This window comes from Escherichia sp. TW09308 (assembly GCF_000208565.1).
Classification (GTDB): domain Bacteria; phylum Pseudomonadota; class Gammaproteobacteria; order Enterobacterales; family Enterobacteriaceae; genus Escherichia; species Escherichia marmotae.
Window position 1 is genome coordinate 3,063,319 of record NZ_AEME01000001.1, and the last position, 26,813, is coordinate 3,090,131.

Sequence of the window (26,813 nt, forward strand, 5' to 3'; positions counted from 1 at the left end):
TATTTGAATGTTAAATGTATTTATCTAAATTTTCTATGGGTTTGACTAAAATCAACGAAAATAATATTGCCGCCTTGAAGAAAGGCGGTATAATCCGTCGATTTTTTTTGTGGCTGCCCCTCAAAGGAGAAAGAGTATGAAGATCGTGGAAGTCAAACACCCACTCGTCAAACACAAGCTGGGACTGATGCGTGAGCAAGATATCAGCACCAAGCGCTTTCGCGAACTCGCTTCCGAAGTGGGTAGCCTGCTGACTTACGAAGCGACCGCTGACCTCGAAACTGAAAAAGTAACCATCGAAGGCTGGAACGGCCCGGTGGAAATCGACCAAATTAAAGGTAAAAAAATTACCGTAGTGCCGATTCTGCGTGCCGGTCTGGGGATGATGGACGGCGTTCTGGAAAACGTTCCGAGTGCGCGTATCAGCGTAGTCGGTATGTACCGTAATGAAGAAACACTGGAGCCGGTGCCGTACTTCCAGAAACTGGTGTCTAACATCGATGAGCGTATGGCGCTGATCGTTGACCCAATGCTGGCAACCGGTGGTTCAGTTATCGCCACCATTGACCTACTGAAAAAAGCAGGTTGCAGCAGCATTAAAGTGTTGGTGCTGGTGGCAGCTCCAGAAGGCATCGCTGCGCTGGAAAAAGCGCACCCGGACGTTGAGCTTTATACCGCATCGATTGACCAGGGGCTGAATGAGCACGGATACATTATTCCGGGTCTCGGTGATGCCGGTGACAAAATCTTTGGTACAAAATAAAGAATAAAAATAATTAAAGCCGACTTTAAGAGTCGGCTTTTTTTTGAGTAAAGCGCCTATAACACATAATACAGAGGAATATACTATGACGCGCCGTGCTATCGGGGTGAGTGAAAGACCGCCACTTTTACAGACAATCCCGCTTAGTTTGCAACATTTGTTCGCCATGTTTGGTGCAACCGTCCTGGTGCCCGTCTTATTTCATATTAACCCGGCGACCGTACTGTTATTTAACGGTATCGGAACGCTACTGTATCTCTTCATCTGTAAAGGTAAAATCCCGGCTTATCTCGGCTCCAGCTTTGCCTTTATTTCTCCAGTATTGTTACTGTTGCCGTTGGGTTATGAAGTCGCGTTGGGCGGCTTTATTATGTGCGGCGTGCTGTTCTGCCTGGTTTCTTTTATTGTGAAGAAAGCGGGAACCGGCTGGCTGGACGTCCTGTTTCCGCCCGCAGCAATGGGCGCGATCGTTGCCGTCATCGGTCTGGAGCTGGCAGGCGTAGCTGCCGGTATGGCTGGCTTACTCCCGACTGAAGGGCAAACGCCAGATTCCAAAACCGTCATCATTTCTATTACCACCCTGGCAGTCACGGTTTTAGGTTCCGTGCTGTTCCGTGGTTTCCTGGCGATTATCCCGATTTTGATTGGCGTGCTGGTGGGTTATGCGCTCTCCTTTGCGATGGGGATCGTCGATACCACGCCGATTATTAACGCTCACTGGTTTGCACTGCCAACCCTTTATACACCGCGCTTCGAGTGGTTTGCTATTTTGACTATTCTGCCAGCGGCGCTGGTGGTGATTGCCGAACACGTGGGGCATCTGGTCGTAACGGCTAACATTGTGAAGAAAGATCTGCTGCGCGATCCGGGCCTGCATCGTTCGATGTTCGCTAACGGTCTGTCGACCGTGATCTCCGGTTTCTTTGGTTCCACACCAAACACCACCTACGGGGAAAACATCGGTGTTATGGCGATCACCCGCGTATACAGTACATGGGTAATCGGCGGCGCGGCGATTTTCGCCATCCTGCTTTCCTGCGTTGGTAAACTGGCTGCCGCTATCCAGATGATCCCTCTGCCGGTGATGGGCGGCGTTTCACTGCTGCTTTACGGCGTGATTGGTGCTTCTGGTATTCGTGTGCTGATTGAATCGAAAGTGGATTACAACAAAGCTCAGAACCTGATCCTGACTTCTGTTATTTTGATCATCGGCGTCAGTGGCGCGAAGGTAAACATCGGCGCGGCGGAGCTGAAAGGCATGGCGCTGGCGACTATCGTCGGTATCGGCTTAAGCCTGATCTTCAAACTGATTAGCGTGCTGCGCCCTGAAGAAGTGGTGCTGGACGCAGAAGACGCGGATATAACAGATAAATAATGTACAGACCGGGCAGTGTTGCTGCCCGGTTCAAACATAATGGAATTCTGTGGTAAACTTCTCGCGATTTTGTGGAATCCCTGGTTGAGGTATCTCTGAACACACCGGCACAGCTCTCTTTGCCACTTTATCTTCCTGACGACGAAACCTTTGCAAGTTTCTGGCCGGGGGATAACTCCTCTCTACTGGCCGCGCTGCAAAATGTGCTGCGTCAGGAACATAGCGGTTACATTTATCTCTGGGCACGCGAAGGCGCGGGGCGCAGCCATCTGCTGCACGCGGCTTGCGCGGAATTGTCGCAGCGTGGCGATGCGGTGGGTTATGTCCCGCTGGATAAACGCACCTGGTTTGTCCCGGAAGTGCTCGACGGTATGGAGCATTTGTCGCTGGTCTGCATCGACAATATTGAGTGTATTGCTGGCGATGAGTTGTGGGAGATGGCGATTTTCGATCTCTACAATCGGATTCTGGAGTCGGGCAAAACGCGGTTGTTGATCACCGGCGATCGCCCTCCGCGCCAGTTGAATCTGGGATTACCTGATCTCGCGTCTCGTCTCGACTGGGGGCAGATCTACAAATTGCAGCCGCTTTCTGATGAAGATAAGTTGCAGGCGCTACAGTTACGTGCTCGTTTGCGTGGTTTTGAACTGCCGGAAGATGTGGGACGTTTCTTGCTGAAGCGACTCGACAGAGAGATGCGCACGCTATTTATGACGTTGGATCAGTTGGATCGCGCGTCTATTACCGCGCAACGTAAGTTGACCATTCCGTTTGTGAAAGAGATTTTGAAGCTGTAAACGGGACGTTTATTGTCGGATGCGGCGCGAGCGCCTTATCCGACCTACTCGAATCAAGTTCATTGTATTTGTAGGCCGGATAAGACTCGGCAAGCGTCGCATCCGGCAATATGCCTTAGCTACCGAAGGGGTACATCTTAACCCACGATTTCCAGCACCTGCTCCGGCGGACGACCAATGCGCGCTTTGCCATTCGCGACCACAATCGGGCGTTCCATCAGCTTCGGATTCTCCACCATCGCCTGAATCAGCGCCTCTTCGCTAAGCGAACTGTCAGCCAGATTCAGCTCTTTATAAAGATCCTCTTTCTGGCGCATTAATTCACGGGCGCTGTTCATCCCCAGCATGTTCAGCAAATCACGCAGCGTTGCCGCATCAGCGGGGGTTTCAAGGTAGAGCACTACTTCAGGCTCTACGCCGTTTTCTTTCAGCAAGTTCAGCGTTTCACGGCTCTTTGAACAGCGCGGGTTATGGTAGATTTTTACCTGTTTGGTCATTGTTCTTCCTTTAATGCGAATTACATCTTGGTATAAGGCTTAAAGCGTTCCTGCAACTGGCGCAACTGGTCAATACGCGCATCATAGCGGGCCTGTTGCAGGCTGCCTAATTTCACCTGCGAACTGGCGCTACTCAATAAGGAAATGGCCTGATCGAGTCGCCCGGCGAGCGCATAACCTTCTGCTCGCGCAGCCAGTTCCTGATCGCGGTTATTTAGCGCGGCCTCCGCCTGTGCCAGTAAATCCCAGCCATTAATGTCATCTTTATTATTAAAGGTGTAGCGATTCAGAATATTGGCCGCTTCCTGTGGTTGACCACCTTGTAAATAAGCATTCGCCAGGTTGAGCTGCAACACCGGATTGGTGCGTAAATCTCGAGCATTTTTCAGCCGATTGATCGCGTCATTGGCTTTGTTTTGCCCAAGGTCGATATCGGTTGCCAGATCGAGAAACCATGCATTCGTTGGTTCTGCCGTCAGTAATGGCTGAAGCGTTTTCCGCGCCTCGTCGTATTTATTGGCTTCCATCGCCTGCAAAGCACGACCATACTGCGCCGCGCGCTGCTGGCGGACGTTACCTTTCGCCCATTCATCCAGTAAATCGCTGGTGAGCTGGTTACGCCCGGAATTGTACATCCCCAGTGTGCGGGCTTTCGCCAGATAGAAATCTTCTGACGATTGCACCACCATCGGGCGCATCTGATTAGCACGGTTACGGGCATCTGCCAGACGGCTTTCCGGTAACGGGTGCGTCAGCAAAATTTCTGGCGGACGCGAAGAGTAGCGCGCCTGATCGAGCAATTTTTCGAGGAAAGTCGGCATCGCCTGCGGATCGAACCCCGAGCGTTGCAGCACCTGGATACCAATACGGTCTGCTTCCTGTTCGTTTTGCTGAGTGAAACTGATCATCCCCTGGCGTGTTCCCGCCAGCGTACCGGTCAGCGCCGCCATCCCCGCCTGCGGGCTGGCCATCGCCAGTAAAATAGAACCTAGCGCGCCAACCCAGGTCAGTGGTGCGCTACGCTGCTGATCTTCCATCGCTCGCGCCAGGTGACGTTGGGTGACGTGGGAGATTTCGTGCGCCATAACCGAAGCCAACTGGCTTTCGTTATCGGAATAACGGAACAGGGCAGAGTGCAGCACCACGTTGCCGCCAAAGAAAGCAAAGGCGTTAATTTCGTCGTTATTGATCAGAAAGAAATGGAACGGCGTCTTCACTGAGTTGGCATGTGAAACCAGGCGCATCCCCAACGAATTAATATATTGTGTTAACAGTGGGTCATTAATTAATGGTGCGCTACCGCGTAGCTGGCGAACGTAATAGTCGCCCATCTGCATTTCCTGACCAATGGAAAGCGTGCTTCCCGCGGAGGTTCCCATATCCGGCAAGGTGTCTGTGCTGTCGGCAAACGCCGGGGCTACCTGACCGATGGTCATGGCAGCAATGAGGGTAGCAACCAGGTTTTTTTTCAACTGCCTGAACATAACCTCTGTCCTGTATTTCTGGAGATAGTCATTTGACCGATACTGTGAAATATCGTTCCCACCGCACTGCCTTTGAGTGTAACGACGAAGATTAGCCCACTCAAATGGCTTTTCAGTTTCCTTAATCCGTCATAAAAAGCGAAGTCTTTTTTGTGACATTTCGATACAATTGCGGATCGCAATCCCGCTCTTGAGGTTCAGGGAAGGTCTTTATGCTCGAAATGTTGATGCAATGGTATCGCCGCCGTTTTAGCGACCCGGAAGCGATTGCCTTGCTGGTTATTTTAGTTGCCGGTTTTGGCATTATCTTTTTCTTTAGTGGCCTACTCGCGCCGTTGCTGGTGGCTATTGTGCTGGCCTATTTGCTGGAATGGCCGACCGTCCGCCTACAATCTATTGGCTGTTCCCGCCGTTGGGCGACGTCGATTGTGCTGGTTCTGTTTGTTGGCATCCTGCTACTGATGGCATTCGTGGTACTGCCTATTGCCTGGCAGCAGGGTATTTACTTAATCCGCGATATGCCGGGGATGCTCAATAAACTTTCCGATTTTGCCGCCACGTTGCCGCGACGTTATCCGGCGTTGATGGATGCGGGCATCATTGATGCGATGGCCGACAACATGCGCAGTCGGATGCTCACAATGGGCGATTCGGTGGTGAAAATCTCTCTCGCCTCGCTGGTGGGATTGCTGACCATTGCCGTCTATCTGGTGCTGGTGCCGCTGATGGTCTTCTTCCTGCTAAAAGACAAAGAGCAAATGCTGAATGCCGTTCGTCGGGTGCTACCACGTAACCGTGGGCTGGCAGGTCAGGTCTGGAAGGAAATGAACCAGCAAATCACCAACTACATTCGCGGTAAAGTGCTGGAGATGATCGTGGTGGGGATAGCCACCTGGCTGGGTTTTTTACTCTTCGGGCTGAACTATTCACTACTGTTGGCGGTACTGGTCGGCTTCTCGGTGCTTATCCCGTACATCGGTGCTTTTGTGGTGACTATTCCCGTAGTGGGGGTGGCGCTATTCCAGTTTGGAGCAGGCACTGAATTCTGGAGTTGCTTTGCGGTGTATCTGATTATCCAGGCGCTGGACGGTAACCTGTTAGTTCCCGTGTTGTTCTCCGAGGCGGTCAACCTGCATCCGCTGGTGATTATTTTATCGGTGGTGATCTTCGGTGGGCTGTGGGGATTCTGGGGCGTATTCTTCGCCATTCCTCTGGCGACACTAATTAAAGCGGTGATTCATGCCTGGCCCGATGGCCAAATCGCACAAGATTAACCTTCATTCCGGAATGTGAGATGTGCTGGCCGCAAGCGCAGCCAGCACGGAATGGAGCAAAGTAATCAGGCGTGTTCTTTCAGCCAGTTAATCACTACGTCGTGGTGATTGCTGGTTTTGAAATCGTCAAATACATGTTCGATTTTGCCGTCAGCGTCGATCAGGAAGCTGATGCGGTGAATACCATCGTAGGTTTTGCCCATGAAGGACTTCTCTCCCCAGACGCCGAATTGCTCGCACACCTGGTGATCCTCATCAGACAGAAGCGTAAAGTTGAGCAGCTCTTTTTCCGCGAAACGGAAGAGTTTTTCGGGTTTATCAGTGCTGATACCCAGCACATCAACACCGGCTTTTTTCAACTCATCCATGTTATCGCGTAAGCCGCAGGCCTGTACGGTACAGCCGGGGGTCATGGCTTTCGGGTAGAAATAAACCAGAACACGCTGTCCCTGGAAGTCGGCCAAATTAACTTGCTCTCCGTCTTGATCCGGCAAGCTAAATTTCGGTGCGATGTCACCGGCTTTCAGTGGATTCATTACTTAACTCCATCCTGTTCATCATGTTGGGAATAATTGACGACGCTAATACTGCCTTGCGCATTGAGTTCTGTACATAGTGCTTTGAAGGCTTGTTCAATATTTGCTGAATCCGCAGACGCCGGGCTGTGGGCTGTGATCTGAATATGTAGTTGTGCAGCGCGTTCATTTTCAGCAGGTTGCGTGCGAGACACCAGCTCCGCAATGTTCATATGGTGCGCGTCAAAAAGTGCGGTAAAGCGTTCAATTAAATGTGGTGAGTCTGCTACATCGACCTGAACCCAGACAGATGCTGGCATCGGCGGACGCGGACGAGCCGTCGTTCGCTTCATCACGATTAACAGATCCAGCTCGGCACCTTTCAACGGTAACGTTGATTCGATCAAGGTGATTGCGTTCCATGAACCGGAAAGCAGCATGATAAAAGTGAACTCTTCTCCCAGCATCGCCAGGCGACTGTCTTCAATATTACAGCCGCAACTACTGACATGACGGGTGATAGTGTTCACAATTCCGGGGCGATCGGCACCCAGAGCAGTAATCACCAGATAATGTTGCGATGACAGTGTCAAACCGGTTATTCCTTCAAGGGGGAGAGTAGCTCTTAAGGAAAGCATAAAAAAAACATGCATACAACAATCAGAACGGTTCTGTCTGCTTGCTTTTAATGCCATACCAAACGTACCATTGAGACACTTGTTTGCACAGAGGATGGCCCATGTTCACGGGAAGTATTGTCGCGATTGTTACTCCGATGGATGAAAAAGGTAATGTCTGTCGGGCTAGCTTAAAAAAACTGATTGATTATCATGTCGCCAGCGGTACTTCGGCGATTGTTTCTGTTGGCACCACTGGCGAGTCCGCTACCCTGAATCATGACGAACATGTTGATGTGGTGATGATGACGCTGGAACTGGCTGACGGGCGTATTCCGGTGATTGCCGGAACCGGCGCTAATGCTACTGCGGAAGCCATTAACCTGACACAGCGTTTCAATGACACTGGCATCGTTGGCTGCCTGACGGTAACCCCTTATTACAACCGCCCATCGCAGGAAGGTCTGTATCAGCATTTCAAAGCCATCGCTGAACATACTGACCTGCCGCAAATTCTGTATAATGTGCCGTCCCGCACTGGCTGCGATCTGCTACCAGAAACGGTCGGCCGCCTGGCGAAAGTAAAAAATATTATCGGAATCAAAGAGGCAACAGGGAACTTAACACGTGTTAACCAGATCAAAGAGCTGGTTTCAGACGATTTTGTTCTGCTGAGCGGTGATGATGCGAGCGCGCTGGACTTCATGCAATTAGGTGGTCATGGCGTTATTTCCGTTACGGCTAACGTTGCTGCGCGTGATATGGCTCAGATGTGCAAACTGGCGGCAGAAGGGTATTTTGCCGAGGCACGCCTTATTAATCAGCGTCTGATGCCATTACACAACAAACTATTTGTCGAACCCAATCCAATCCCGGTGAAATGGGCATGTAAGGAACTGGGTCTTGTGGCGACCGATACGCTGCGCCTGCCAATGACGCCAATCACCGACAATGGTCGTGAGACGGTCAGAGCGGCGCTTAAGCATGCCGGTTTGCTGTAAAGTTTAGGGAGATTTGATGGCTTACTCTGTTCAAAAGTCGCGCCTGGCGAAGGTTGCGGGTGTTTCGCTTGTTTTATTACTCGCTGCCTGTAGTTCTGACTCACGCTATAAGCGTCAGGTAAGTGGTGATGAAGCCTACCTGGAAGCAGCACCGCTTGCGGAGCTTCATGCCCCGGCAGGCATGATTTTGCCGGTGACCTCCGGTGATTATGCAATCCCGGTGACCAACGGTAGCGGTGCTGTCGGTAAGGCACTGGATATTCGTCCACCAGCCCAGCCGCTGGCGCTGGTATCTGGCGCACGTACCCAGTTCACGGGCGATACCGCTTCACTGCTGGTAGAAAATGGTCGTGGCAATACTCTGTGGCCGCAGGTGGTTAGCGTGCTGCAGGCGAAAAACTACACCATAACCCAACGCGATGATGCCGGTCAGACGCTGACCACCGATTGGGTGCAATGGAACCGTCTGGACGAAGACGAGCAGTATCGCGGCCGTTATCAAATCTCTGTTAAACCGCAGGGTTATCAGCAGGCGGTAACGGTGAAACTGCTGAACCTGGAGCAGGCGGGCAAACCGGTTGCAGACGCGGCTTCCATGCAGCGTTACAGCGCGGAGATGATGAACGTCATTTCCGCTGGCCTGGATAAATCCGTTACTGACGCGGCGAATGCAGCGCAAAATCGTGCTTCCACCACCATGGACGTACAAAGTGCTGCTGACGACACCGGTTTACCAATGCTGGTTGTTCGCGGGCCGTTCAACGTGGTTTGGCAACGTCTGCCAGCGGCGCTGGAAAAAGTGGGCATGAAAGTGACCGACAGCACCCGTTCGCAGGGCAGCATGGCCGTGACCTATAAGCCGCTGTCTGACAGCGACTGGCAGGAACTGGGCGCTCGCGATCCTGGCCTGGCATCCGGCGACTATAAACTGCAGGTCGGTGATTTAGATAACCGCAGCAGCTTACAGTTCATCGATCCGAAAGGTCATACGCTGACTCAAAGCCAAAACGACGCACTGGTATCTGTCTTCCAGGCTGCGTTTAGCAAGTAAAAATACAGGGCTGGAATCATCCGGCCCTTTTTTCTGATATGATACGCAAACGTGTGCGTCGACAGAAAAACGCAATTTTAGCGTTAATTCGCACGAAATTTGTTTGTCGGACACAGGTCGGATAAGGCGTTCACACCGCATCCGACAAAACATCTGGCACACCAGACAGCAAAAGATTTTAAAACGTTAATTCACACCCAGGAGTGATAAAGATGCAAAAGCAAGCTGAGTTGTATCGTGGTAAAGCGAAAACCGTATACAGCACGGAAAACCCGGATCTGTTGGTGCTCGAATTCCGCAATGATACGTCAGCAGGTGATGGCGCGCGCATTGAGCAGTTTGATCGCAAAGGTATGGTGAACAACAAGTTCAACTACTTCATTATGAGCAAACTGGCTGAAGCGGGTATCCCGACTCAAATGGAGCGTCTGCTCTCTGATACTGAATGTCTGGTGAAAAAGCTGGATATGGTGCCGGTTGAGTGTGTCGTACGTAACCGCGCCGCTGGCTCTCTGGTGAAACGTCTTGGAATCGAAGAAGGTATTGAGCTTAACCCGCCGCTGTTCGATCTGTTCCTGAAAAACGATGCAATGCACGACCCGATGGTTAACGAATCTTACTGCGAAACCTTTGGCTGGGTAAGCAAAGAGAACCTGGCGCGTATGAAAGAGTTGACCTACAAAGCGAACGACGTGCTGAAAAAACTGTTCGACGATGCCGGTCTGATTCTGGTCGATTTCAAGCTGGAGTTTGGTCTGTACAAAGGTGAAGTGGTACTGGGCGATGAGTTCTCCCCGGATGGCAGCCGCCTGTGGGACAAAGAAACGCTGGAGAAAATGGACAAAGACCGTTTCCGCCAGAGCCTCGGTGGCGTGATCGAAGCCTATGAAGCCGTCGCCCGCCGCCTGGGTGTAGAGCTGGACTGATTTTTTCGCTCATCATCTTGCCGTGCTGTTGGCACGGCAAGACAACCGCTTTTGTAAGACGTGAATTGAACGCTCATTCCTCCATCATTTCCTCCTGTTTTCCTGTGGTAATCTTCCTCTGAACCACCTACGATCATCACTATAATGAATATATTGTTGAGGTATCTATGCGCTGGCAAGGGCGTCGTGAAAGTGACAATGTTGAAGACAGGCGAAACAGTTCTGGTGGTCCGTCAATGGGCGGTCCCGGTTTTCGCCTGCCAAGCGGTAAAGGTGGGCTGATTTTACTGGTAGTGGTGCTGGTCGCTGGCTACTATGGTGTTGATTTAACCGGGCTGATGACTGGACAACCTGTTTCTCAGCAGCAATCAACGCGTTCAATTAGCCCAAATGAAGACGAAGCGGCAAAATTTACCTCGGTGATTCTGGCTACCACAGAAGATACCTGGGGGCAGCAATTTGAGAAGATGGGGAAGACTTATCAGCAACCGAAGCTGGTGATGTATCGCGGGATGACGCGCACCGGTTGCGGAGCCGGGCAGTCCATTATGGGGCCGTTCTATTGCCCGGCGGATGGCACGGTCTATATCGATCTCTCCTTCTATGATGACATGAAAGACAAGCTGGGCGCGGATGGCGATTTTGCCCAAGGGTATGTTATCGCCCATGAAGTCGGTCATCATGTACAGAAACTGTTAGGTATCGAGCCGAAAGTCCGTCAACTGCAACAAAATGCGACGCAGGCGGAAGTGAACCGCTTATCTGTGCGTATGGAGCTTCAAGCCGACTGCTTTGCCGGTGTCTGGGGACATAGTATGCAGCAGCAAGGCGTTCTGGAAACTGGCGATCTGGAAGAGGCTCTGAATGCGGCGCAAGCTATTGGCGATGACCGCTTACAACAGCAAAGTCAGGGGCAGGTGGTGCCGGACAGCTTTACTCATGGTACTTCTCAACAACGCTATAGCTGGTTTAAACGTGGTTTCGATAGTGGCGATCCGGCACAATGCAATACTTTCGGTAAAAGTATTTAACTCTCGGGGCAGGGATGGCTGAACTGACTGCGCTACACACATTAACAGCGCAAATGAAACGCGAAGGGATTCGCCGCTTGTTGGTGTTGAGCGGGGAAGAGGGCTGGTGCTGTGAACATGCACTGAAATTGCGTGACACATTACCCGGTGACTGGTTGTGGGTTTCGCCGCAGCCAACTACTGAAAACCACTGTACGCCATCGGCGCTACAAACTTTGCTGGGGCGCGAGTTCTGTCATGCCGTATTTGACGCCCACCAGGGTTTTGATGCTGCAGCATTTGCGGCGCTTAGTGGGACACTGAAAGCGGGAAGTTGGTTGGTTTTGTTGCTTCCTGTATGGGAAGAATGGGAAAACCATCCCGATGCCGATTCTCTGCGCTGGAGTGATTGCTCCAGCCCCATTGCTACTCCACATTTTGTCCAACATCTCAAATGCGTCCTTACGACGGAGAACGATGCTATTCTCTGGCGACAAAACCAGCCGCTAACGTTGGCTGACTTTGTTCCCCGTACTGACTGGCAACCCGCTACTGGCGCACCACAGCCGGAACAGCAACAGATACTACAGCAGCTTCTGACCATGCCGCCTGGCGTGGCCGCGGTAACTGCTGCGCGCGGGCGCGGTAAGTCGGCACTGGCGGGGCAACTCATTTCCCGTATCGCAGGTCGTGCGATTGTTACTGCGCCTGCGAAAGCCGCAACGGATGTGCTGGCACAGTTTGCGGGCGAGAAATATCGCTTTGTGGCACCAGATGTATTATTAGCCAGCAATGAGAAAGCCGACTGGCTGGTGGTCGATGAAGCCGCAGCCATTCCCGCACCGTTACTGCATCAACTGGTATCGCGTTTTCCGCGTACTTTGTTAACCACTACGGTGCAGGGCTATGAAGGCACCGGGCGCGGATTTTTGCTGAAATTTTGCGCTCGTTTTCCGCATCTGCAACGTTTTGAATTGCAACAACCGATCCGTTGGGCGCTGGGGTGTCCACTGGAAAAAGTGGTCAGCGAGGCACTGGTTTTTGACGATGAAAATTTCACGCACGCACCACAAGGCGAGATCACCATTTCTCCATTTGAACAGATATTATGGCGCAGTGAGCCGGAAACACCGTTAAAGGTTTATCAATTATTGTCTGGTGCGCACTACCGGACGTCGCCACTGGATTTACGGCGGATGATGGACGCACCCGGGCAACATTTCCTACAGGCGACTTGCGAAAACGAGATCGCCGGGGCGCTATGGTTGGTGGATGAAGGCGGATTATCTGAACAACTCAGTCAGGCGGTCTGGGCCGGTTTTCGTCGTCCGCGGGGAAATCTGGTGGCTCAATCGCTGGCAGCGCACGGCAGCAATCCACTGGCGGCGACATTACGCGGGCGGCGTGTCAGTCGGATAGCCGTTCATCCGGCGCGTCAACGGGAAGGCATAGGACAACAGCTTATTGTCAGCGCCCTGAAATATACGTATGACCTCGATTATCTTTCTGTGAGTTTTGGTTACACCGATGAATTATGGCGCTTCTGGCAACGATGTGGTTTTGTGCTGGTGCGGATAGGTAACCATCGCGAAGCCAGCAGCGGCTGTTATACGGCGATAGCGCTGTTACCTGTTAGCGAAGCGGGGAAACAACTGGCGGAGCGTGAGCATGACCGTTTACGCCGCGATGCGCAAATTCTCGCGCAGTGGAATGGCGAAACTATTCCGGTTGATCGGCTAAACGACACCGTGCTTTCTGACGACGACTGGCTTGAACTGGCTGGTTTTGCTTTCGCCCATCGTCCGCTTTTAACGTCGTTAGGTTGTTTAACGCGTCTGCTACAAACCAGTGAACTGGCGTTACCGGCGCTGCGTGGACGCTTGCAGAAAAGCGTCAGCGACGCGCGGTTATGTACCACACTTAAACTTTCAGGCCGTAAGGCATTGCTGGCCCGCCAACGCGAAGAAGCCGTGCAGGCGCTATTGGCACTTGATGATGTTCGCACTGAACGCCTGCGCGATGGCATAACGCAATGGCAATTTTTTCACTGACTCCTTCAATTTTCTCTCATGGTCATTGTGAGTCAGCGGCGTAAAATTACTGACATCAGTTAAGGAGTTCGCCATGAAACATGACCATTTTGTTGTTCAAAGTCCGGACAAACCAGCGCAACAGTTGTTACTGCTTTTCCACGGTGTTGGGGATAATCCAGTGGCGATGGGGGAAATCGGCAGTTGGTTTGCGCCGCTGTTTCCGGATGCGCTGGTGGTGAGTGTCGGCGGCGCGGAGCCGAGTGGTAATCCGGCAGGGCGTCAATGGTTTTCGGTGCAGGGTATAACGGAAGAAAATCGCCAGGCGCGGGTAGATGCCATCATGCCGACGTTTATTGAAACGGTACGCTACTGGCAGAAACAGAGCGGAGTAGGGGCTAACGCCACGGCGCTGATCGGTTTCTCACAAGGGGCGATTATGGCGCTGGAGAGCATTAAGGCCGAACCGGGTCTTGCCTCACGCGTAATAGCCTTTAACGGGCGTTATGCCAGCCTGCCGGAAAGCGCATCTACTGCCACGACAATTCACTTGATTCACGGTGGTGAAGATCCGGTTATCGATCTGGCACATGCGGTTGCGGCACAAGAAGCGTTAATTAACGCTGGTGGTGATGTCACGCTGGATATCGTGGAAGATTTGGGGCATGCGATCGATAATCGCAGTATGCAATTTGCCCTGGATCACTTGCGTTATACCATTCCGAAACATTACTTCGACGAAGCGTTAAGCGGCGGTAAGCCCGGCGATAATGATGTGATTGAAATGATGTGAAAAACAGGTGCCAGGTGCGTAGGCCGGATAAGGCGTTTACGCCGCATCCGGCTATGGTGCCTGATGCGACGCTGAGGCGTCTTATCAGGCCTACGGTTGAAGGCCAGACATTGTCCGGCTCCTCCAGCTTACTTCTTCGGTTGATCCTTCTTCGGCCAGTCGTCGTCATCGTCCCACTTATCGTTGAAATCACGATGCGGGGGAAGCTCCGGCTTGTTGGCGAGAAATTTCTTATGGTCGACGCGCTTGAGATCTTTGATCACATTCAGCAGAACGCCCACCAAAAAGACAATCACCAGAATCCACCAATATTTAGCCAGCCAGTCCATGCTTATTTCCTCTTGCAGAACTACTCATCAGGCGACGAGCTGTTCCATGATACGTTGATACATACGGGCAAGTAGCTGCAGGTCGGCAGCATTGACGCATTCATTAATTTTATGAATGGTGGCATTGACCGGCCCGAGTTCCACCACCTGCGCCCCCATGCGGGCAATAAAGCGCCCATCGGACGTTCCGCCTGTGGTCAGTAGCTGCGGTTTAATTTCATTATAGTGCTCAACAGCGTTGACTACCGCATCGACCAGTTTACCGCGCGCGGTCAAAAATGGCTGTCCGGAAAGCCACCAGTCAACGGTGTAGCGTAGCTGATATTTTTCCAGTAACGCATGAACCTGCGCTTTGATCATTTCGTCTGTCAGTTCAGTACTGAAACGAAAGTTAAACTGTATAAACAGCTCACCCGGAATGACGTTATTACTGCCAGTACCCGCCTGAATATTGGCTACCTGCATACTGGTTGCCGGGAAAAATTCATTACCCTTATCCCACTCGATAGCCACTAACTCATTGAGGAAAGGTGCTGCGCGATGCACGGGGTTATCTGCAAGGTGTGGGTAGGCTACGTGTCCCTGCACGCCATGAATAGTAAGGTTACAGGTCAACGAGCCGCGACGGCCATTTTTCACTACATCACCGACAACTTCGATACTCGACGGTTCGCCAACCAGGCAGTAATCCAGCCGTTCACGACGCGCCATTAAGGTTTCAACCACTTTGACCGTGCCGTTGTGGGCGCTGGCCTCTTCGTCTGAGGTGATCAGAAACGCCAGTCGACCTTTATGGTTGGGATGTTGCGCGACAAAGCGTTCTGCCGCCACGACCATCGCCGCCAACGACCCTTTCATATCTGCCGCGCCGCGCCCGAATAACATACCATCACGAATGGTCGGTTCAAACGGTGGGTTGATCCAACGGTCGGCATCGCCAGGCGGTACAACGTCGGTATGTCCGGCAAAGGCTAACGTTTCTCCCTGTCCACGCCACGCCCAGAAATTCTGCGTATCCGCAAAGTCCATGCGTTCGACGGTAAAACCGATCGCCTGTAAACGTTCGATCATAATTGCCTGACACCCTGCGTCATCAGGACTTAAGGATGGGCGGCGAATAAGCTGCTGTGTCAGCTCAATAACCGGACACGACATAGACTACACCTCATGGAAAAATTGCTGATAACTGGATTCACTGAAACCCAGCAGCATAGGCTTCCCGGGCGCGCAGAGCAATGGGCGTTTGATAATTGCAGGCATTTCAGTCATTAATGCCGCAGCAGACGCCGCATCGGTGATTTTATTGCGAGTGATTTCGTCCAGTTTACGCCAGGTGGTGCCACGGGTGTTGAGTAACGCTTCCCAGCCTAATTCGTTGATAAATGAGTTCAGCAATTCACTGTCCAGACCATCAACACGGTAATCGTGAAAGCGAAAGTCAATGCTATTGGTTTCCAGCCAACGGCGGGCTTTTTTAATGGTGTCACAGTTTTTGATGCCGTAAAGGGTAACCATAATGAATCCTTTTGCGATTATTAAGAATAAATAATCATTTAACGGGCAATACATTTCCCCTGCAAATGATTGTCAGAGAATATAACATTATTAAGGTATTTCACTTAACAACTATTAAATAATTGTGAGCAGTTTGAACGCAATTATTAAGAATATTCCCCTAGGTATCTGTCTGTATTTCAAGCAGAATTGATTCAGTATTAGAATCCGTATGAATATGTTGAAATGTTGCTTTGCATCACATAAAAATCCCTGTCTCAGGGCCATAGTATTTACATAGGTTTTGCCCCGGAGGTAGTAATCACAGCAATCGAATAAATTAGCTTCACCGCGGTATATTGTTTCCGTAGAATACCCATAATTATAAGAGAGGTTGTTATGATTGAACGTGAACTGGGGAACTGGAAAGACTTTATCGAAGTTATGCTTCGTAAGTAATTACCAGGACAAAAGGTAAAATGAAAGAACCTGATGAACAGGTTCTTTATCAGAAAGTTGAAAAAGGCGACACGTTGGCATGTCGCCTTTTTTATTGTTTATTCCGGCCGGGGTTTCAGCGGGAAGCGGCGACGTACCAGCACAAAGAATAGCGGTACGAAGTAAATTGCCAGAATGGTAGCGGAAATCATCCCCCCCATTACGCCAGTACCAACCGCATGTTGTCCGCCGGAGCCAGCACCGCTGCTGACTGCCATCGGCAGTACGCCGAAGACAAACGCCAGCGAGGTCATTAAAATCGGGCGTAAACGCTGGCGGCAGGCATAAAGCGTTGCTTCAAAAAGGTCGTGGCCTTTTTGATTCATCTCGTTAGCGAACTCGACAATCAGAATGGCGTTTTTCGCTGATAAACCAATGACCGTTAACAGTCCCACCTGGAAATAAACATCGTTTTCCAGCCCACGCATCCAGGTTGCCAGCAGCGCGCCGATAACCCCCAATGGCACGACCAGCATCACCGAGAACGGCACCGACCAGCTTTCGTACAGTGCTGCCAGACACAGGAACACGACCAGCAATGAAATCGCATACAGCGCCGGAGCCTGCGCGCCGGAAAGCCGTTCCTGATACGACATTGCCGTCCACTCCAGACCGAAGCCGTTCGGCAATTGCTGAACTAACGATTCCATAATATCCATTGCAGTACCGGTACTGACGCCCGGCGCAGCTTCCCCGACAATCTCTACCGCGGAATAACCGTTATAGCGTTCCAGACGCGGCGAACCTGTTTCCCAGCGGGAGGTCGCGAAGGCAGAGAAAGGCACCATGCCGCCGTCTTTGTTACGCACATACCACAGATTGATGTCATCTGGCAGCATGCGATACGGCGCGGCAGCCTGCACATAGACTTTCTTCACGCGACCGCGATCCATAAAGTCATTTACATAGCTCGAACCCCACGCGGTTTGCAGCGTGTCGTTAATATCGTCAATGGCAACGCCCAGCGCCTGGGCTTTACGTTGGTCGATATCAATCTGCAACTGCGGACTGTCATCAAGACCATTATGGCGCACACGGGTTAATTCCGGGTTTTCTGCCGCCAGCGCCAGTAACTGGTTACGTGCTGCCATTAGCGCATCGTGACCCGCCCCGGCGTGGTCCTGCAACTCCATATCAAAACCCGCAGAACTGCCAAGACCGCTAATTGCTGGCGGGCTGCTGGCAATAACTCGGGCTTCTTTAATCTTATTAAATTCTTTCGTTGCACGTTCGATAATGGCAAACGAGGTGCCGGTTTTACTGTCGCGTTCGCTCCAGTCTTTCAGGCGGATAAACATCCGCGCCACGTTTTGCCCGTTGCCGCCAGGGCCAGAACCGACCGTGGCAAACACCGACGTGATGTTGTCTTTCTCATGAGTGAAGTAATACTTCTCGATCTGTTCCACCACTTTCAGGGTTTGTTGCTGGGTCGAGCCGCTGGGCAACTGCACCGAGGTGGTGAACATGCCACGGTCTTCCAGTGGCAGGAACGACGTTGGCAGACGCAGGAACAGAAACACCATGCCGCCAAGTAGCAGGACATAAATCACAATCCAGCGCAGGCTGCGGTGGAGAATTTTCGCCACCCCTTTTTCGTAGCGTTCGGCGTTGCGGTTGAACATCTGGTTAAACCAGGCAAAAAAGCCTTTCTGCCCGTGATGCTCACCTTTTTTCAGTGGCTTAAGTAGCGTGGCGCACAGTGCCGGAGTGAGAATCATCGCCACCAGTACCGACAGTACCATCGCCGCAACAATAGTGATGGAGAACTGGCGATAGATAGCCCCGGTGGTGCCGCCGAAGAAGGCCATTGGCACAAAAACAGCCGAAAGCACCATCGCAATCCCGACCAGCGCGCCCTGGATCTGACTCATCGATTTCCGCGTCGCCTCGCGGGGCGAAAGTCCGTCTTCGCTCATAATACGTTCGACGTTTTCCACCACCACGATGGCGTCATCCACCAGCAGGCCGATCGCCAGCACCATCGCGAACATGGTTAAGGTGTTGACGCTGTAACCGAAGGCGTAAAGCACGGAGAAGGTTCCCATCAACACTACCGGTACGGCGATAGTCGGAATCAGCGTGGCACGGAAGTTTTGCAGGAACAGGTACATGACGAGGAAAACCAGTGCGATAGCTTCCAGCAGAGTTTTCACCACGTCTTCAATGGAGGCCTTAACAAACGAGGTGGTTTCATATGCCACCTTGTACTCCAGTCCGGGGGGGAAATACTGCGCCAGTTCATCCAGACGGTTGAGCACCAGCTCCGCCGTTGCCATTTCGTTCGCGCCGGAGGCCAGTTTTACTCCCAGACCCGAGGCTGGCTTACCATTAAAGCGGCTAAGATAATCATATTTCTCCGCTCCCATTTCGACGGTGGCGACATCGCCCAGCCTTACTTCTGAACCGCCCTGATTCACCCGCAAGGTGATATCACGGAACTGTTCAGGCGTTTGCAACAGCGACTGAGCGTTAATGGTGGCATTTAGCGCCTGTTTATCAACAGAAGGTGTTCCGCCAAGTTGCCCAACCGCAATCTGCGCATTCTGCGACTCAATGGCATCAGTGACATCTTTGGCGGTCATCTGGAAACTGTTCAGTTTTGCCGGATCAAGCCAGATACGCATCGAATACTGCGAACCGTAAGCGTCAATATCACCAACGCCATTAACACGGCTTAACGGATCCTGAATATTACTGGCAACATAATCGGCAATATCCTGTTTATCCATTGAACCATCAGTAGAGACGAAGGCAATGGTCAGAATGTTGGTATCGCCGGTTTTACGTACCGTTACGCCCTGATTTTGCACCGCCTGGGGGAGTTTACGCATGGCTGATTGCAACTGGTTTTGCACCTGTTGCACTGCTTCGTCCGGGTCTGTGCCTGCTTTAAAACTGAGCGTCACCGACGCCTGGCCGGTGCCGCTGCTTTGTGACGACATATACATCAGGTTATCGAGGCCAGTCATATTCTGCTCAATAACCTGGGTCACGGTGTTTTCCAGCGTCTGGGCCGACGCGCCAGGATAGTTAGCCGTTACTCGCACATTAGGGGGGGCGAGATCCGGGTATTGTTCAACAGGCAATGAAAAAATCGCCAGGGTTCCTGTCAGACACAACAGGATTGCCAGTACCCAGGCAAAAATGGGGCGATCAATAAAGAAATTCGCCATTAAAAGAGGACCTCGTGTTTCTGCGTATCGTTATGGGCATACCTTGCTTCACTGTAGCGGCAAGGTACGAGCCAATCGTGGAGAAAAAAAGGAGATAATGTAAATTATCAGCACTCGGTAGCAAAGTTTGCATAAGCGTAAAGTAACGGCAGCTATCTCTTTCCATTGCGGTGCATGAACGGAATGTTTTTCTAATTTGTTGAATTTTTGATAAAAAATACAGCGATTTTTTATTTTGATATCGCAAGGAAGAGCATCATTCGAACCCTGTCAGCGAAAACTCACCTTTACAAATGTAAAGCCGCAGCAGGATGTTAACAAAATTTCTTCTTAACGGAATCGTTGCCCGGCATCGTTTTTCCCGGAGAGCTTGCAAAAAGCGGATATTTCGTTTGTCTGGTTCCATATCAATAAGCGAGGAAACTGCTCGTTTTTGCTGACGCTCATCAACATACTAAACACTATTTTATGACTTCTGCTAATAATCATATGAATATATAGAGATATTAAATCGATGTCATGTATGATTTTTGTATTTTGTTTGTGTGGAATTATTTTTGATATCTATTGTTTTATACGAATATGACTTGCTCTCTATCTTATTAATTAACGTCGGGTATCTTTTCCCTCTATGGTTCTTAAAATGAGAAGACCATTTTTTTGGTTGAAAATCATATGCTAAGTGATGTGGTAAATATTCTTAGCTTTCTGAGAAAGTATTTTAATCATCTTGGTAGGTACACCGTGAACTATTCTTCATATGGATCGATCTGTTTTATAGATCGATTTTCATTTATCGATCTATAAAAACTATATGACTTTATTTAAATAAACTGTCACTATTTTTAATATCTATTTCATGGAGGGGTGTCGCTCCGGATGAACTATTGCCAATAAAATATATTGGCATGGTTTGCAATGGTTTTTTATTAACTTTTGCATTACATGCGTTTATGTTTATTGAGTATAATCAATTGATTTTATTGATATTTTTTCTTGGTGCGAAACGTTTTAAAGACTGTTTGGGCACCTTGTTTCAGGCAGGCTAACAGTAGTCCACTATTAACTAGTGAACGGTAGATGAAGATGTAATATGGAAGTGATTAATCACTAACTTGTCGATAATAATGATTTTACGTTGTTGGTTAAATATCAGCAACGGTGGCGTGTTAGCGCCAAAAATAAAAAACTTTACTCTGATGAATGTTTTTGGATGTTTTTCAATACTTGTTATGGGTAAGGGGGATATTGCGCCAAATTTTATTAAATTATATTGCGCGCAATATGTGTTTATTACCAGAGCATTGGGATAAAAAGTTCTCTGTTATGAAAATCATAATCGGTGAGTTTGTTTCTTTCCTCAAAATAAGGCGCTTTATTGAACTTTAATTAAAAAGGAATTTTACAGTGAGTAATGATGATACCCTTGTAGGTACTAAAGCGTTGCAGCAATCTTTTGCTAATGCGCCTTATGTTCCCACTCAAAAATCCCTGCACGGCATTCGCTACGATTTCAACGATGGTGCGCGCATCAAACTCCCTCCGGGTAACTGGCTGGTTAATTTAATCGACGACGCTTCCGGCAATGTTTTATTTACCTGTCAGTCCAGTGAAGGCTGGGTATTGAGCGGTAAAAAGTACTTTGTTGATTTTCGTATTCAGGTTTTTAAGGCGGATGAATCCACGCCGGTGCTGGATGTCGAGCAGGATCTGCGAGACAAGTCTGTCATTATTCATTTCCCCACCGGAACGTTAGGCGATCTCCTTGGCTGGTTTCCATATGCCGAACGTTTTCGCCAGCAGCATCAGTGTCAACTGGAGTGCGTGATGGGAGCAGAAATTATCGAACTGCTCCACGAACAGTACCCTGAAATACAGTTCTCCACCCGCGAAACCATTAAAACCCATAACCCCTACGCCAGCTACCGCATAGGGTTGTACTTCGAAGGTAACGACACCCATCAGCCGCTGGATTTCCGTCAGGTCGGTTTTACCCGCATTGCAGGCTATATCCTCGGTGTCCCGCCGCAAGAAGAACCTCCCCGGCTGAAGCTCGACGCACCGCGCGTCATTGATGAACCCTACGTTTGTATCGCCACCCAGTCCTCTTGCCAGGCGAAATACTGGAACAATGGTTATGGCTGGTCGGAGGTGGTGGCAGAGCTGAAAACGTTGGGCTATCGGGTGCTGTGTATTGATAAGGAAGCACACTACGGCTCTGGTTTTGTCTGGAATCACATTCCCCACGGGGCGGAGGATTTTACCGGTGCGCTGCCGTTACAACAGCGGGTAGATCTCCTGCGCCACGCGGACTTTTTTGTCGGTCTGAGCAGTGGCCTGAGTTGGCTGGCGTGGGGGTGTCACATCCCGGTGGTGTTGATTAGTGGTTTTACCGATCCGCAAAGCGAGTTCTATACCCCGTGGCGGGTATTCAACTCACACGGCTGCCACGGCTGCTGGGATGACGTAAGCATCGATTTTGACCAGGAAGATTTTTTGTGGTGTCCGCGGCACAAGGGCACCGACCGACAGTACGAATGCTCTCGACTCATAACTGGTCAGCAAGTTAACCGCATTATCCGCCAGCTTCATCAAACCCTAAGCGACGAACGCGCCGCCCTTAGCCTAAAGGACTAATTCATGAATAAAACCCATAACATTGTCTGGAGTGTGGCACGAAATATGTATGTCGTCGCCTCCGAATTTTCGCGTGGCGACAGCCGGATGAAAACGCAGGTGAAGACGGTGGCGACAATGGTATTGTTGGCGTTAAGCCCGCTTGATGCGCAAGCGGTGTTTACGCCAGACGTGACGGATGAAACGGTCGCGGGGGAGGCGGGGGAAAAAGGCTCGCAGCATAACACCTATGTTAACGGTAGCCTCCTGGTTGTTGGAACGGGTAATACTCTGGGGAGCGGCGGCGGGCTGGAGCTGGCGTCAGGCGCGACCTTTGACCTGAATGGTATGAGCCAGAGTTTCGATTATCTGTACAGCGATGTCGGCAGCACGCTGAACCTTGATGGCGGCGAGCTGACTCTCGGACGCGACAGCGGCTACAGTTCCAGAATATCGGGGATAGTTACCGGCAGTGGTTTGCTGGATATCTATGGTTCACTGGATATTTATGAGGAAAGCGATCTCAGCGGGCTGAGTGCGACAATCGATATCGAGCAGAATGCTGAGGTACATACCTGGAATGCGGCTCTCGGCACCGGGAGCATTGTGGTTGACGGCGTGTTATACATGGATGCATCCGCCGGCGATCTGAGTAACAACCTCAGCGGCAGTGGCGATATCTGGGCGATAAGCGCGCTCACCATCAGCGGCGAAAACGGCGATTTTGGCGGCACCTGGACCATCGACAGGGACAGCAGCCTTACCGTGGCGGATGTCCCGGTGTTGGGTACAGGTAATGTTGTTGATGGCGGCACTCTGTATCTCGGTGGCACTGAAGACTGGGCGCTGAACAGCGGCAACGTGATTAGTGACTACTACAACTACGACGGCGAGCAACACGTCGAGATAAACGCGGGTAAAGTGGTGAAACAGGACGCTAATATCATCACCATTGCGCACGCCAACACTTACAGCGGCGGCACGCTAATTGCCGAAGGCACGCTGAATGCCAGTGACGTTGGTGCGCTGGGGATGGGCGACGTGGATAACTACGCCATGCTGAACCTGAATGCGGCGGGAGAATACGTGCTGGCGAACCTGACGACATTTAGCGGTGGCACCACCACGCTGGCGGCGGGTTCAACGCTTAACACCGGCGTATTCACCCAGCAGGATGGCAGCGTTCTGAATATCAACCTTGGGGAAGACGCCAGTAGCCCAATCATCACCGCCGACAGCGCCTCGCTGGACGGTACGCTGAATATTACTGGGGTGGGTAATATTCAGGAGCCACTCAGCCATGATCCCTACACCTTCACGCTGATCGACACCGATGGCACCATCAACGGCGACTTTGACGACCTGACCGTCGCCGGAATGAAGACGAGAGCGATCGACTTCCTGACGGTCGCGGGTCGTATTAACCCCACGGATAACTCGCAGTACGAGCTCGCCACCTCGCTGTCCTGGTACGCAGATGAAAACAGTGCGGTCACAGATGCTCACGGAACCTTCACCCTGAGCGATCCCGATGGCAGCTTTACGCTGAACACCATACTGGCCGATGTTGCCCCGAACGACGCCACTCGCTGGGATGGTTCAACGCTGACCAAAGCGGGTGACGGCACGCTTATCCTGAAGGCGGCGAATACTTACAGCGGCAACACGCTCGTTAACGGTGGCACCCTGATTGCCGGAGTCGATAACTCGCTGGGTGAAGAGGGGGGGCTGGAGCTGGAATCTGGCTCCACCTTTGACCTGGATGGCATGAGCCAGAACCTTGAGTACGTATATGGCGATGTCGGGAGCACGCTGGATCTGGACGGAGGTAAATTGACTCTGGGAGGCGACAGCTATATGACCTCCTGGTTTAACGGCATCGTGACCGGCGGCGGCCTGCTGGATGTGTACGGCGATCTTATTATCGGGCAGACGAGCGATCTCAGCGGACTGAGTGCGACTATCGACATTGAGCAGTATGCCGTGGTGGAGGCTCAAACCCTGGAACTTGGCAGTGGGCGTATTGTGGCTGATGGCCTGCTGCTCATTGAATCCGCATCCGGTACTCTGGATAACAACATCAGCGGCAGCGGCGATGTCTGGAGCACAGGCGATACCACCCTCAGCGGTGACAATAGCGGGTTTAGCGGCTCCTGGACCCTCCGTAATTATGCCAGTTTCCGGGTGGCTGATGCTTCCGCGCTTGGCACGGGTAATGTCGTTGATGGCGGAACCCTGTATCTCGGCGGCACTGAAGACTGGGCGCTGAACAGCGGCAACGTGATTAGCGACTACTACAACTACGACGGCGAGCAACTCGTCGAGATGAACGCGGGTAAAGTGGTGAAACAGGGCGCTAACGCCATCACCATTGCGCATGCCAACACTTACAGCGGCGGCACGCTGATTGCCGAAGGCACGCTGAATGCCAGTGACGTTGGTGCGCTGGGGATGGGCGACGTGGATAACTACGCCATGCTGAATCTGAATGCGGCGGGAGAATATGTACTGGCGAACCTGACGACGTTTAGCGGCGGCACCACCTCGCTGGCGGCGAGCGCAACGCTCAGTACGACCGTGCTTGACCAGCAGGAGGGCAGCGTGCTGAGCATTGATTTAGGCGCGGATGCCAGTAGCCCAATCATTACCGCCGACAGCGTCAGCCTGAACGGCACGCTGAATATCACCGGGATTGGCAATATTCAGGATCCGCTTACCCATGCCCCTTACGCCTTCACGCTGATCGATGCCGACAGCGCCATTAGTGGGGACTTTGACGACCTGACCGTCGCCGGAATCGAAGCCAAAGAAACGGATTTCCTGACGGTTGACAGCCGTGTAGTACCCGCCGATAACTCGCAATACGAACTGACGGCGTCACTCTCCTGGTATGCGGATGAAAATAATGCGGCGACGGATGCGCACGGCATCTTTACCCTCAGCGATCCCGATGGCAGCTTTACGCTGAATACGGTGCTGGCGGATGTCGACCCGAACAGCGTGACTGGCTGGGATGGCAAAACGCTGACCAAAGCGGGTGACGGCACGTTGATCCTGAACACTGCCAACACTTACAGCGGTGAAACTCGCGTCACCGAAGGCACATTGTGGCTGACGGATACCGGAGTAATTGGCGTGCCGGATGCGTCTGGCCAGGGGGCTGTAAATGTTGACTCTGGTGCCACTTTCGGCGGCAGCGGCGTAGTGAACGGCGATGTCTACAACAGTGGCAAGATTGCTATGAGCCATGAAGGCGAAACGGGCAACACACTAACCATCAACGGTAACTACACTGGCGACAACGGTAATCTGTATTTCAACACGCAACTGGGCGACGACAGTTCACCAACCGATAAACTGGTCATCTCCGGTGATACTTCGGGTAACACGACGGTCTATGTTGCTAACGTCAATGGTAAAGGCGCACAGACGAAAAATGGTATTGAAGTGATCGATGTCGGCGGCCAGTCAGAAGGTGTCTTTACCCAGGGTAACCAGGTGCAGATTGGGCTGTATGAATACCGTCTGTATGAAGATGAAGGCGACTGGTATTTACGCTCACAATCCACCGTTCCACCGGAACCGGATGATAGTGGCGATGTCCCGGTAACGCCGCAATATCGCCCTGATATCGGCGCTTACCTCGGTAACCAGTGGATGGTGCGTAACCTGCAAATGCAGACGTTGTACGATCGCGAAGGTAGTCAGTACCATAATGAAGATGGCAGTGTCTGGATGCGTTTCAAGGCGGGTAATGCCGGGTCGCAGGCGGCTGACGGCAATGTTGATATCAACAACAACTATTCGCAGTTTCAGTTGGGCGGCGATATCCTGGCGTGGGATAACGACAGGCAGAGTCTGAAAGTCGGCGTGATGGCCAGTTACATCAACGCAGACACCGACAGCGAGGGTAATCGTGGCGCGGACGGCAGTCGGTTCAGCGCGACAGGTAATGTTGATGGCTACAATCTCGGAGTATATGCGACCTGGTTTGCTGATGCGCAAAACCATCAAGGGGTTTATGTCGATAGCTGGTATCAGTATGGCTTCTACAACAACAGCGTGAGTAACGGTGACGTAGGTTCTGAGGGTTATGACTCCACGGCACATGCCATCTCACTGGAGACGGGCTACCGCCACGATATTGCGCTGAGTAACCAGAATACAGTGAGCCTGATACCACAGGCGCAGGCGACCTGGCAGAAGTATGATGCTGACAGCGTTATCGACAATAACGGCACTCGTATTGACGATCAGGATAGTGATAGCTGGACCACCCGTCTGGGGCTGCGTGTGGATGGTAAATTGCACAGGAACGCAAAATCCATGATCCAGCCATTTGCCGAAGTGAACTGGTTGTACACTAGCGGTGATGTTTCAGTTTCGTTCGATGGCGCGGAGATGAAACAGGATAGCCCGACTAACCGGGCGCAGGCGAAAGTAGGGATTCAGGCGAACCAGGACTGCCAGTGGAGTATTACTGGCCAGGTTGTTGGTGAGACAGGAAGCCATAACTATAACGATCTTAATGGCAGTCTGAACCTGCGTTACAGTTGGTAAAATACAGAGG

General features: G+C 51.5%; 21 protein-coding genes. 13 read left to right on the forward strand and 8 right to left on the reverse strand.

Annotated features, from left to right (window positions below):
• The first annotated feature begins 136 nt into the window (after window positions 1–136).
• From upp to ESM_RS0114515, 3 genes are all read left to right on the forward strand, one after another.
• Entirely contained in the window at window positions 137–763 is a 627-nt protein-coding gene (upp, locus tag ESM_RS0114505) for a uracil phosphoribosyltransferase (RefSeq protein ID WP_001295473.1), read from the forward strand.
• Between the two features lie 85 nt (window positions 764–848).
• Window positions 849–2,138, forward strand: a complete 1,290-nt coding sequence (gene uraA, locus ESM_RS0114510; protein WP_010378964.1) for a uracil permease — start codon at window positions 849–851, stop codon at window positions 2,136–2,138.
• Window positions 2,139–2,233: 95 nt separating this feature from the next.
• Window positions 2,234–2,935: a DnaA inactivator Hda gene (locus ESM_RS0114515; protein WP_001307333.1), complete on the forward strand. Its 702-nt coding sequence runs from the start codon at window positions 2,234–2,236 to the stop codon at window positions 2,933–2,935.
• Window positions 2,936–3,072: 137 nt separating this feature from the next.
• Here the strand turns inward: ESM_RS0114515 and arsC are convergent, their stop codons facing one another.
• On the reverse strand, window positions 3,073–3,432 hold the full coding sequence (gene arsC, locus ESM_RS0114520; RefSeq protein WP_000166463.1) for an arsenate reductase (glutaredoxin): 360 nt from the start codon (window positions 3,430–3,432) through the stop codon (window positions 3,073–3,075).
• Window positions 3,433–3,452: 20 nt separating this feature from the next.
• The gene (bepA, locus tag ESM_RS0114525; RefSeq protein WP_000489687.1) at window positions 3,453–4,916 is read right to left on the reverse strand and encodes a beta-barrel assembly-enhancing protease; all 1,464 of its coding nucleotides are present in this window, start codon (window positions 4,914–4,916) and stop codon (window positions 3,453–3,455) included.
• Between the two features lie 212 nt (window positions 4,917–5,128).
• On the opposite strand from bepA, the gene ESM_RS0114530 reads away from it, so the two are divergent.
• Window positions 5,129–6,190, forward strand: coding sequence for an AI-2E family transporter (locus ESM_RS0114530; RefSeq protein ID WP_000892035.1), 1,062 nt, complete (start codon window positions 5,129–5,131; stop codon window positions 6,188–6,190).
• 65 nt (window positions 6,191–6,255) lie between these two features.
• Here ESM_RS0114530 and bcp read toward each other — a convergent pair whose 3' ends face one another.
• Both bcp and ESM_RS0114540 read right to left on the reverse strand, forming a co-directional pair.
• A complete protein-coding gene (gene bcp, locus ESM_RS0114535; RefSeq protein ID WP_001068673.1) occupies window positions 6,256–6,726 on the reverse strand; it encodes a thioredoxin-dependent thiol peroxidase in 471 nt (156 codons plus the stop codon).
• Entirely contained in the window at window positions 6,726–7,298 is a 573-nt protein-coding gene (locus ESM_RS0114540; RefSeq protein WP_010378971.1) for a glycine cleavage system transcriptional repressor, read from the reverse strand. Before ESM_RS0114540 ends, bcp begins: the two co-directional genes overlap by 1 nt.
• Before the next feature lie 146 nt (window positions 7,299–7,444).
• Between ESM_RS0114540 and dapA the strand changes: the two genes are divergently transcribed.
• The 6 genes from dapA to ypfH all read left to right on the forward strand — a co-directional run bounded on the left by dapA (window position 7,445) and on the right by ypfH (window position 14,133).
• Window positions 7,445–8,323, forward strand: coding sequence for a 4-hydroxy-tetrahydrodipicolinate synthase (dapA, locus tag ESM_RS0114545; RefSeq protein WP_001516863.1), 879 nt, complete (start codon window positions 7,445–7,447; stop codon window positions 8,321–8,323).
• Between the two features lie 16 nt (window positions 8,324–8,339).
• Window positions 8,340–9,374 carry an outer membrane protein assembly factor BamC gene (gene bamC / locus ESM_RS0114550; protein WP_001516862.1) on the forward strand — a complete coding sequence of 345 codons (1,035 nt, stop codon included), beginning with the start codon at window positions 8,340–8,342 and terminating at the stop codon, window positions 9,372–9,374.
• A gap of 212 nt (window positions 9,375–9,586) precedes the next feature.
• Complete coding sequence (purC, locus tag ESM_RS0114555) at window positions 9,587–10,300, forward strand: phosphoribosylaminoimidazolesuccinocarboxamide synthase (protein ID WP_001516861.1); 714 nt, start codon at window positions 9,587–9,589, stop codon at window positions 10,298–10,300.
• Between the two features lie 167 nt (window positions 10,301–10,467).
• Window positions 10,468–11,331 carry a KPN_02809 family neutral zinc metallopeptidase gene (ypfJ, locus tag ESM_RS0114560; RefSeq protein WP_001267513.1) on the forward strand — a complete coding sequence of 288 codons (864 nt, stop codon included), beginning with the start codon at window positions 10,468–10,470 and terminating at the stop codon, window positions 11,329–11,331.
• 14 nt (window positions 11,332–11,345) lie between these two features.
• The gene (gene tmcA, locus ESM_RS0114565) at window positions 11,346–13,361 is read left to right on the forward strand and encodes a tRNA cytosine(34) acetyltransferase TmcA (RefSeq protein WP_000829308.1); all 2,016 of its coding nucleotides are present in this window, start codon (window positions 11,346–11,348) and stop codon (window positions 13,359–13,361) included.
• Window positions 13,362–13,434: 73 nt separating this feature from the next.
• Window positions 13,435–14,133, forward strand: a complete 699-nt coding sequence (gene ypfH, locus ESM_RS0114570) for an esterase (RefSeq protein ID WP_000679835.1) — start codon at window positions 13,435–13,437, stop codon at window positions 14,131–14,133.
• Window positions 14,134–14,261: 128 nt separating this feature from the next.
• Here ypfH and ESM_RS0114575 read toward each other — a convergent pair whose 3' ends face one another.
• The 3 genes from ESM_RS0114575 to ESM_RS0114585 are packed head-to-tail and all read right to left on the reverse strand — an operon-like array spanning window position 14,262 to window position 15,977.
• Window positions 14,262–14,462: a YpfN family protein gene (locus ESM_RS0114575; protein ID WP_000383836.1), complete on the reverse strand. Its 201-nt coding sequence runs from the start codon at window positions 14,460–14,462 to the stop codon at window positions 14,262–14,264.
• A gap of 27 nt (window positions 14,463–14,489) precedes the next feature.
• Entirely contained in the window at window positions 14,490–15,617 is a 1,128-nt protein-coding gene (gene dapE / locus ESM_RS0114580) for a succinyl-diaminopimelate desuccinylase (RefSeq protein ID WP_001277783.1), read from the reverse strand.
• 3 nt (window positions 15,618–15,620) lie between these two features.
• Window positions 15,621–15,977 carry an ArsC family reductase gene (locus ESM_RS0114585; RefSeq protein ID WP_000258263.1) on the reverse strand — a complete coding sequence of 119 codons (357 nt, stop codon included), beginning with the start codon at window positions 15,975–15,977 and terminating at the stop codon, window positions 15,621–15,623.
• A 378-nt stretch (window positions 15,978–16,355) separates the two neighbouring features.
• Here ESM_RS0114585 and ypfM point away from each other — a divergent pair, with 378 nt between their 5' ends.
• Entirely contained in the window at window positions 16,356–16,415 is a 60-nt protein-coding gene (gene ypfM, locus ESM_RS1000000127840) for a protein YpfM (protein WP_001386977.1), read from the forward strand.
• A gap of 98 nt (window positions 16,416–16,513) precedes the next feature.
• Here ypfM and acrD read toward each other — a convergent pair whose 3' ends face one another.
• Window positions 16,514–19,627 (reverse strand): multidrug efflux RND transporter permease AcrD, encoded by a 3,114-nt coding sequence (gene acrD, locus ESM_RS0114590; protein ID WP_001273173.1) that lies wholly within the window; start codon window positions 19,625–19,627, stop codon window positions 16,514–16,516.
• Window positions 19,628–21,034: 1,407 nt separating this feature from the next.
• Between acrD and ESM_RS0114600 the strand changes: the two genes are divergently transcribed.
• Entirely contained in the window at window positions 21,035–22,264 is a 1,230-nt protein-coding gene (locus tag ESM_RS0114600) for an autotransporter strand-loop-strand O-heptosyltransferase (RefSeq protein ID WP_000063802.1), read from the forward strand.
• A gap of 3 nt (window positions 22,265–22,267) precedes the next feature.
• The gene (locus tag ESM_RS0114605) at window positions 22,268–26,803 is read left to right on the forward strand and encodes an autotransporter outer membrane beta-barrel domain-containing protein (protein ID WP_001044021.1); all 4,536 of its coding nucleotides are present in this window, start codon (window positions 22,268–22,270) and stop codon (window positions 26,801–26,803) included.
• Window positions 26,804–26,813: the final 10 nt, after the last annotated feature.